At 37.7% G+C, this 8,454-nt stretch carries 10 protein-coding genes; 4 read left to right on the top strand and 6 right to left on the bottom strand.

Annotated elements, in window-relative coordinates; all coding sequences use genetic code 11:
* The coding region (locus AC22ZQ_RS10160; protein WP_318958675.1) for an alpha/beta hydrolase-fold protein at positions 1-209 on the bottom strand (209 nt) is incomplete at its 3' end.
* A 123-nt stretch (positions 210-332) separates the two neighbouring features.
* Between AC22ZQ_RS10160 and AC22ZQ_RS10155 the strand changes: the two genes are divergently transcribed.
* A complete protein-coding gene (locus tag AC22ZQ_RS10155; RefSeq protein WP_318958674.1) occupies positions 333-911 on the top strand; it encodes a porin family protein in 579 nt (192 codons plus the stop codon).
* 160 nt (positions 912-1,071) lie between these two features.
* Here AC22ZQ_RS10155 and menD read toward each other — a convergent pair whose 3' ends face one another.
* From menD to AC22ZQ_RS10140, 3 genes are read right to left on the bottom strand one after another with little or no spacing between them, the layout of a single operon-like run.
* Positions 1,072-2,757 (bottom strand): 2-succinyl-5-enolpyruvyl-6-hydroxy-3-cyclohexene-1-carboxylic-acid synthase, encoded by a 1,686-nt coding sequence (gene menD, locus AC22ZQ_RS10150; RefSeq protein ID WP_318958673.1) that lies wholly within the window; start codon positions 2,755-2,757, stop codon positions 1,072-1,074.
* A 26-nt stretch (positions 2,758-2,783) separates the two neighbouring features.
* The gene (locus tag AC22ZQ_RS10145) at positions 2,784-3,647 is read right to left on the bottom strand and encodes a substrate-binding domain-containing protein (protein WP_318958672.1); all 864 of its coding nucleotides are present in this window, start codon (positions 3,645-3,647) and stop codon (positions 2,784-2,786) included.
* A gap of 5 nt (positions 3,648-3,652) precedes the next feature.
* Positions 3,653-5,434: an ABC transporter ATP-binding protein gene (locus tag AC22ZQ_RS10140; RefSeq protein ID WP_318958671.1), complete on the bottom strand. Its 1,782-nt coding sequence runs from the start codon at positions 5,432-5,434 to the stop codon at positions 3,653-3,655.
* Between the two features lie 278 nt (positions 5,435-5,712).
* Here AC22ZQ_RS10140 and upp point away from each other — a divergent pair, with 278 nt between their 5' ends.
* From upp to AC22ZQ_RS10125, 3 genes are read left to right on the top strand one after another with little or no spacing between them, the layout of a single operon-like run.
* Positions 5,713-6,360 (top strand): uracil phosphoribosyltransferase, encoded by a 648-nt coding sequence (upp, locus tag AC22ZQ_RS10135; RefSeq protein WP_318958670.1) that lies wholly within the window; start codon positions 5,713-5,715, stop codon positions 6,358-6,360.
* Between the two features lie 6 nt (positions 6,361-6,366).
* Positions 6,367-6,849 carry an inorganic phosphate transporter gene (locus AC22ZQ_RS10130; protein WP_318958669.1) on the top strand — a complete coding sequence of 161 codons (483 nt, stop codon included), beginning with the start codon at positions 6,367-6,369 and terminating at the stop codon, positions 6,847-6,849.
* Positions 6,850-6,861: 12 nt separating this feature from the next.
* Entirely contained in the window at positions 6,862-7,569 is a 708-nt protein-coding gene (locus tag AC22ZQ_RS10125) for a YjjG family noncanonical pyrimidine nucleotidase (protein ID WP_318958668.1), read from the top strand.
* Positions 7,570-7,582: 13 nt separating this feature from the next.
* Here AC22ZQ_RS10125 and AC22ZQ_RS10120 read toward each other — a convergent pair whose 3' ends face one another.
* On the bottom strand, positions 7,583-8,101 hold the full coding sequence (locus AC22ZQ_RS10120) for a GNAT family N-acetyltransferase (protein ID WP_318958667.1): 519 nt from the start codon (positions 8,099-8,101) through the stop codon (positions 7,583-7,585).
* A gap of 149 nt (positions 8,102-8,250) precedes the next feature.
* A partial coding sequence (locus tag AC22ZQ_RS10115; RefSeq protein WP_318958666.1) for a hypothetical protein occupies positions 8,251-8,454 on the bottom strand: 204 nt, incomplete at its 5' end.

Here is an 8,454-nt window from a genome sequence, read left to right as displayed (position 1 = left end):
CCGTCGAGAAGATAGACGATATCATAAGCCATGGTATCGTTGTAGTCATCTGGTAGATAAACATTTATAACACGATCTTCCCCAAGAATATGTGAACGCAAGAGGTGTTTATCCCCGATTACTAAATCTGTTTTTTCAGAAACTTGAGCATCCACTGTAAAAACCTGAAATACCAGTAGTAACACACTTACAAAACTAAAGAACCTCATCGCATATCATTTTAAATTCTGAACTAATATAATAAGCGAAAAGAAATGACGTTTTGTTTTCAATCGATAAAAGCAACATGCAGTATATGTAAATACACTACTTAACCCAAAACACAATGAAAAATGAAAAAGTTAACAAGTATCTTACTGCTGAGCTTTGCCTTATCGAGTTTCGCACAGGAAAAAGACAAAAAATGGAGTTATGGTTTTGAAGTAGGCGCCAACTATAGCAATGTAATTGGACGTGACAAATCAAATGGTCCTGGATATGAATTAGGGATTAGCACGAAACGAGCGCTAAGCGATCATCTTTTCTTCAATCCTGTAATCTCATTTGGTTATTCGAGTGCACGCCATAAAGACAATCCTCTACTTGATTATTATTTGAATTTTCAACCCAAATTGAATTATTACCTCAAAGAGGATGAAAATTCTCTATTCTTTAGTTTTGCTCCCGCCTATCAGAGAAGGCTTAGTTCTCCTGTATTGGGGACAGATTATACAAAGCGTAATAATTTCTCTTTGAATTTTGGATTAGGATTATTGAACAAGTTTCAGTTTTTCGATTTGCAAACTGAACTAAGGTACAGCTTTGGATTAACGGAAAAACTACACAATCCTACCGTTCCAGTTGGACCAGGTTTCAAACCGGAATCTCCTGTTTACTTTCATAGTATAGGGATCTATTTTCAATTTTTATAAGGCCTAGCGATAGGAAGGACAGCTCCCCAGAATATGGTTTTAGTAAGCAACGAGCTACCCTTACGACCAGCGGAAGTGATGGTAGCTTGTATTGCGACTTAAACTATCTTTTGGGGACTATACTGGAAAGCGCGGTTCCGAGCTCACCTCGGAAAGGCTCCTACTTTACTTTTACGAAATCGAAATAAGCTTTTAACACTTTGTCATTTTCTTCGTACGGCGTAAAGATTTCCATCACAGCTGGTCGTTCTAACTTGGCGTAGAAATCTTCCATTTGTGTATCTATCTTCTGCAAATCGTCTGCTTGGAAATAATTCACATCATAGGCTTTGCACAGATACTCGGCCTTGGTTTGATGACGCGTGGTAAAGAATTCATCCAAAGCTTGAGTAGTGCCCGGACCAGGAATGATTTTGAAGATACCTCCACCTTCATTGTTGATCAAGAAAATTCTCAAATTACTCGGCAGAATTTTATTCCACAAGGCATTAGAATCGTAGAAGAAAGAAATGTCTCCGGTAATAAGCGTATGCAATTTATCCGGACGCGCTAATGCTGCACCCACTGCTGTACTCGTAGATCCATCTATTCCTGAAGTTCCACGGTTACAATAACGCTCTATACTTGGAATAGCATCGAACAACTGGGCATAGCGGATAACCGATGAATTAGAAAAATGCAAAACAGAGTTTTCTGGGATGTAGTCTAACAACATTTCAAAAACGGACATGTCTGCATAAGGAGCTTCGTAGAAATAAGCATCGTGTCGGGCTTGGATTTGCAAATCTAATTGCTTCCATTTCCCTCCAAAGTTATTGGCATTTCTAGACCACTTGGTCAACGGTAATTCCTCAAAAAACTGTTCTGCTTTCATGGGGAAGGTTGCCGACAACTTTTGGTAGGTATCCATGAAATTGAAATCTTCACTTACCCTCCAGTGTTCTTGAATATCGTTTCGACGTATAAAGGCTTTGATGCGCTTAGACACCACTGCTCCACCTATAGTAATCAGTAAATCTGGCGCAAAATCTTTTTCTTGTTCTGCAGAAATACTGTTCAACGTTCTATCTATACATTGTATAAAACTGCGGTGGGTACAATTACTTGTATTCTCTACCAAAACTATGGTTGAAGTATCTGTAGCCAAATCTACCAGCTGCGCTTGCAACTTTGGATTGACAGGCATTTGTCCCACGATAATCATGCGCTTTTCTGACCTATCCCAAACTTCTTTGAATTGCTCCAATTGATGGGCATCAAAGGTCATTTTAGGCGATACAAAATTGATATGCTTTTGCGGAGTATAGTCTACTTCAGAAATATCATACAAAGGTTCGGTAAATGGGAAATTGATATGAACAGGTCCCTTTTCTGCAGTTGTAGCCACCTGAAAAGCATGATCTGTTTTTCTACACAATTCCCATACATCGTTGGAATCTTTTAAATGCTCTTTCAATTCCGTTTCAAAACGCAAATGATTGGCCAACGCATGGGTTTGACGAATGGTTTGTCCATCTCCCTGATCTACCCACATGTTGGGTCTATCTGCAGATATAACAATTAACGGAATACTTCTGTAAAAAGCCTCCGAAACTGCTGGAGTGTAGTTTAACAAAGCAGAACCTGAGGTACAAAGTACTGCAACATGTGCTTTTAATTGTTCGGACATTCCAAGGGCCACAAAGGCTGCACTTCTTTCGTCTGGAATGGAAATACAATTGAAAAAATCATCACTTGAAAAAGCAATGGTTAGGGGAGCATTTCTGGAACCTGGAGAAATAACTACATTTCTCAAATTGTTCAATTTACATTGTTCTACGAAATACTTTACACCTGTTTTACTCATGTTTATGCGCTCGCTTTTATGGGCTACTAAAATAGTTTTTCTCTGAAATCTGTTGATTCTTCTTCGGTAATCAATCCAAGTTTCTTAAGGTAACGCACCGTTTTTTCGAAAGCCAAAGGATATTCAATTCCCTTGTAGTTCCATTCGGTTTCGTTTAACCAACTTTGTACGTGAGAGCTTCTCAGGTTATATCTCCAAGAAATAACATCAATGATGTTTTCCATGGTTTTCATCTCCTCTGCTTTATGGTTCACCACCTCACACATCTCTTTTAACTTGTCGAAATGTTTTTCGTAAACATCAGTTCTTACCGCAATACAGAAACAAGGCCAAGGTGTAACCACCTCGTCTATGTATCTACATTTCTTTTGTTCCGTGTAAGGGTGCGTAGTGTATTTCTCCCATAAAAAGGCTTGCGCTTCGTTGTTTTCTAAAGCCCATAAACCACCGTAAACATCTCCAATTACATTGAATTTTAAGTTATCGGTTGGCCATCCTTGCTGATCTGCCAAAACATAAGCCATCAATTGAGACCCAGAACCAGAACGTGAAATTGCATAAGTTCCATCCTTTAAGTCTTCCACCTTTTGAATGTCTGAATGATAAGGAACATGAATTCCCCAACGCAAAGGTGAGGTAACATAAACCTGAATGATTTTCGCATCTAATCCTTGCAAAATAGCTTTGGTAATACCTTCTGTTAATAATACCGCAACGTCTATAGATTTTTGCTCGAGACCTCGGATCATTTGGCCCGTTCCTCCTCCCATGTCTTCCCAGTGCAGTCGTAACCCCACTTCTCTGAACTTTCCATCTTCTATGGCTAATCTCCATGGCAGGTTAAAGTGTTCTGGAACACCGCCTACTTTTAATCCTACTAAATCATTCATCTTGTTTATTTTTCATTCTCGAGAAACTGCTTTTCGTACAAGTTTTTGTAGTATCCATTTTGCTCTAATAAGCTTTGATGGTTTCCTTGTTCAACGATTTCTCCTTTTTCCAACACTACTATTTTGTCGGCATTCTGTATGGTTGATAGTCTGTGTGCTATGACTATACTTGTTCTTCCTTGAGTTAACTTCTCCGTTGCTTTTTGGATCAGTTCTTCGCTTTCTCCATCCACACTAGATGTTGCTTCATCTAAAACTAATATATGCGGGTTGTAAACGTAAGCTCTAATAAAAGAAAGTAGCTGTCTTTGTCCTACCGACAACACTCCTCCACGTTCTCCTACTTGGTAATCGTAATCACCTGGCAAACGCATAATGAAATCGTGTGCACCAACTTCCTTAGCAGCTTCAATTACTTGTTCTCGAGAAATACTCTCATCCCCTAAGGTAATGTTATTGTGAATACTATCCGAAAACAAGAAAACATCTTGCAAAACAATAGATATATTTCTTCGCAAATAAGCCAAATTCATTTCGCGTATATCTACATCTCCTACCTTAATGCTCCCCTTTTGGAATTCATAGAAACGCGCTAACAAATTCACAATAGATGACTTTCCAGCCCCTGTTGCTCCTACAAACGCAACGGTAGAGTTTGGCTTTATTTCCAAATTGATATTTTTCAAAACCCAATCTTCTTTAACATAAGCAAAACTTACGTCTTTCAAATGAATGGTCTGCTGGAAATCTACTTGATCAACATCTCCAGAATTGTCAATGTGATCTGTTAAATCCAAGGTTTCAAATACTCTTTCTGCTCTAACGATACCACGTTGCAATACATTAAATTTATCTGCTAATTGACGAATAGGTCTATACAACAAACTTACATACATGGTAAAAGAAAGTACCGTTCCTACCAAATTTGTTTTGCTTTCTATGTCATCTCCAGACACCAAAACAGCCATATAAACCAACAAGGCTGAAATTGAAAGTGAGCTTAATATCTCTACCAAGGGGAAGAAAATAGAAAAGGCCCAAATCGCATCTATGTGTGATTTTAAGTGGGCTTTATTAATTGTATCAAATTTTTTTGATTCAATTTTTTCTCTACTGAACATCTGTAGAATCGCCATACCTGTTAAACGCTCTTGAACAAAAGTATTCAATCGATTCACTGCCACACGTTCTTTCTGAAAAGCAGACTTCATGGCTTTGGCAAATATTCTTGTTGCAATTAAAAGCAAAGGGATAGGAATCAATACCAATAACGTTAGGGTAGCATCCATGTAAATCATGAATCCTAAAATGGCCGTTAACGATAACAAATCTCCAATGATGTTAATCAACCCTTGGGAGAATACTTCTGATACTGCCTCAATATCAGATACAGATCTGGTAACAATAGTTCCAATGGGAGTTTTATCGAAGTATTTCATCTTAAAACCAACCATGTGTCGATACAACTTCTTACGTAAATCTCTAATGATAGACTGCGCCAATAAATTTGAGAAATAGGTAGAAAAATACATGAATACAGCCTGTAGCATAAGTATACCTCCTGCCAACATGATCCAGTACATCAACTTCTCTGCACTTTGCGTTTCCTCTGCCACTGCATAGGTATTGATCGCATACCCCAATATTGAAGGGTTTAGCGGAGCAAGTCCCGCAAGAATTACAGTAAAAAGTAAAGATAAAATGAGGTACAAACGGTAAGGTTTAGCATGGGCTAACAACCTTTTGAAAATACCAAAATCTACTTTTCTAGCGCTTTTATCAGACATAGCGCAAAAATAACTTGGATTGCAAAGAATAAAAATGTTTTCACCCTAAAAAGTTTCCTCTAAATGACAATTATCAAAAAGTTGAAATCCAAGGTCTGTCAAAGCCACACTTTTAACCCTCAAAATAGGCCTCATTTTTCTGAAATCAAGTAAAATTTCGCTCCAAATCAAGTCCAAGAATTCGTTAAAAACATCAGCGTCAAGCAACTAAAGATTAAAACTAATTTTTCGGGGAGTTTAGCACAAGATTTAATATCTTTAATACAAACAAAAGTCCTATGATTCACGATCTCAGTAAAACACATTCTATCTTCAATAATTTCATGGCAGAAATCAGGGATGTAGATATTCAAAAAGATTCCATGCGTTTTCGTCGCAACTTAGAAAGGACGGCAGAACTCTTAGGATATGAAGTGTCTAAAAAATTAAATTATTCTACAAAAGAAGTAACTACGCCTCTAGGAATTGCGAAAGTTGACACTTTGGATACAGAGTTAGTTTTAGCCACGATTTTACGCGCCGGTTTACCTATGCATCAAGGATTATTGAATATTTTTGACAAAGCAGATTCTGCTTTCGTTAGTGCTTATAGAAAGCACAAAAGTGGCGAAGAGTTTGAAATAAGAGTAGAATATTTGGCAGCCCCAAGCATCGATCGGAAAGACTTGATTATTTCTGACCCCATGTTGGCTACAGGTAGTTCCATGGTAACGGTTTATAAAGAACTTTTAAAAAACGGTAATCCAAGAAAAACTCATATTATTGCAGGCATTGCCGCACCGGAAGCAATAGAATATGTGCAAAAGCATTTACCGCCAACCACGGAAATTTGGGTAGGAGCTATAGATGATGAGCTTACGGCACACTCTTATATTGTTCCGGGTTGTGGAGATGCAGGCGACATTGCATTTGGAGATAAATTATAACGTTTTATGTGGAAATACCTCACCATCATAGGTTTGGCTTCATTCAAATTTATGTTTTCACCCCTAGCCGGTGAAAAGTTGGGTTTAACTTTCTTAGAATCTTTTTTTAGCACCTTAATTGGAGCCTTAATTTCATGGGGAATTTTCTATTTCATGAGTGAGTATTTCATGCGTAGGAATCATGCTAAAAAGGTTGAGAAACATAAAAAGGCCTTGGCGACCAATGATCCTAATTACAAACGTCCCAAGAATTTTACGCGACTCAATAAAACCATTGTTAAAGTAAAAACGACCTTAGGGATTTACATTACATGTTGGTTGGTACCTTTGTTTTTAAGTATTCCCATTGGCTCCATCATTTGCGCAAAGTTTTACGGTCATCATAAGAAAACACCTTACCTCATCTTGGCAGGTATTGTATTGAACACTTTCTTGTTGTGCTGTATTTGGTACTTTGTAGGAGGAATGGTTGATGTGAAAGCGAATTAATAGCGGAGAGAGATGAAAATTAAACACGTATTTTTTGATTTAGACAGAACACTTTGGGATTTTGAAAAAAATTCGGAGGTAGCTTTATTTGAATTGCACGACAATTTCGAATTGGCTAAGCACGCCATTACTCCTGAGCAGTTCGTGAAAAAATACAAGGCCATTAACAACAACTACTGGAAGCGTTACCGCAAAGGATACTGCACCAAAGAAGAATTAAGGGTTGGTCGATTTAAAGATAGTTTTACGGCTTTGGGTATAGACTTAGCCCAAGAAAATCATTTGCATGAGGCCGGAGACTTCTACATCTCTAGAGCGCCTTATCAAAAAGAACTATTCCCCAATACCTTGGAAACACTATCAACTTTAAAAGAATGGGGCATTAAAAAGCACATCATCACCAATGGTTTTAGTGAAGCGCAATATATTAAGCTCACCAACTGTGGATTGATTGATTATTTTGATGTGATTGTGTGTTCAGATGAATTTGGACAAAACAAACCCCACCCAAGTATTTTTGAACACGCCTTACAATCTGCCGGAGCCAAGGCACATGAATCATTGATGATAGGTGATGATTTACATGTAGATGTATTGGGTGCACAAGCTGTAGGTATTGAAGGTGTATTGTTTGACCCCGAAGAAAATTTCACTCAGCGCAATGGTGTTTTAAAAATATCTGATTTAGAAGAATTACCTGACTTAGTAATGAATTTCTAAGTTTCCAAAAGGCTTATTTCAACCCTAGGGCAAATACTTCTACGGGCATATTTAAATAGGTAGTTTTCTTTGTGCTTTCCATTCCATTTTTCAACGCAACTTTCTTTGAAGCATTGTTCTCAACATGGATAATGGAAATGATTCTGTCTATGTTTAATTTATCCTTTGCATACGCCTTTACGCAAGCCGTCATTTCGGTAGCATAACCTTTCTGCCAGTATTTAGGTTTTACGGAATAGGCCAATTCATACTCCTTTTTTCCATCTATTTCTCGAGGTATAATTCCACAAACGCCAACGATGTCACCCGTTTCTTTATCTATACCTGCCAACAAGCCTAAATTTTCATTTTCGTAGCGTGGAAATTGTTTCTCTATCCACTCCTCTGCCATTTCTTTGTGCGTCTTGCAAGCTTCTATACCTAAAAAGTGCAAAGAATTGTTGTTCTCAAAAAATTCGGCCCAAGAGTTTATATCCTCTTTTCCCATCGGACGAAGGTTCAAACGCGCTGTAGATAAATTGAAGTAATCCATGTCTACAAGTTAAGCAGAAAGGAGTTTAGAATGAATCTTTTTTAGATTTCTAGATGGCTAGACACCTAGATTTCTAGAAAGACAATTAGATTTTTAGACGGTTAGATATTTAGGGGGATAGCGAGTAAGATTTTTAAATATTTAAAATATTAAGAACTACATCCACTACAACTACTGCAACTACTACATCCACTTGAGTATGAAGAACATCCTGCCGAATCGAAACTTGACGAGAAGGAATCAAAAGTAGAATCCCACGAATTAAAAGTTGAATCAAGTATATAGTCGTTACTGAAATCGAAATCTGCCCATGATCCAAAATCATTATTCATGTTTATACCCTCAGCTTTAAT

It is taken from the genome of Lishizhenia sp., from assembly GCF_057456495.1.
This window is presented reverse-complemented; position numbering and strand designations above follow the sequence as displayed.